This is a genomic window from Variovorax sp. KBW07 (assembly GCF_003852515.1).
GTDB lineage: Bacteria > Pseudomonadota > Gammaproteobacteria > Burkholderiales > Burkholderiaceae_C > Variovorax.
On the sequence record NZ_QAJK01000231.1, the window covers coordinates 1 to 669 of the forward strand.

At 62.8% G+C, this 669-nt stretch carries 1 protein-coding gene; it reads right to left on the minus strand.

Features of this window, described 5'->3' with window-relative positions; all coding sequences use genetic code 11:
* Positions 1-96 precede the first annotated feature (96 nt).
* A partial coding sequence (locus tag DBV14_RS32340) for a tripartite tricarboxylate transporter permease (RefSeq protein WP_185546200.1) occupies positions 97-669 on the minus strand: 573 nt, incomplete at its 5' end.

The window sequence follows — 669 nt, forward strand, 5'->3', positions numbered from 1 at the left end:
CTGTGCACGCACAAAGAATGACCCCGCTCCATCAGAGCCCGAAGAAATGCAAAAAGCCCCCAACCGGGGGCTTTCCGCAGAGACAGAAAGGAGGCATCACTCCTCGACGAAGGCTTCCTCGCGCTTGGCCTTGATGGCCGGCAGCAGCACGATGCCCAGCAGCAGCGCCGCGGCCACCAACAGACCCGCCGACAGCGGTCGCGTGACGAACACGCTCCACGCACCGCGCGACAGCAGCAGCGCGCGCCGCAGGTTCTCTTCCATCATCGGCCCCAGGATGAAGCCCAGCAGCAATGGCGCCGGCTCCGTCCGCAGCTTGATGAACAGGTAGCCGATGAAGCCGAAGGCAGCCACCATCCACACGTCGAAGGTGTTGTTGTTCGTCGAGTACACGCCGATCGCGCAGAACAAAACGATCGCCGGGAACAGGAACTTGTAAGGCACCGTCAGCAGCTTGATCCACATGCCGATCAGCGGCAGGTTCAGGATGATCAGCATCGCGTTGCCGATCCACATCGAGGCGATCAGGCCCCAGAACAGCTCCGGGTTGCTGGTCATCACCTGCGGGCCCGGCTGGATGTTGTGGATCGTCATCGCGCCCACCATCAGCGCCATCACCGCGTTGGGCGGAATGCCCAGCGTCAGCAGCGGGATGAAGGAGGTTTGCGC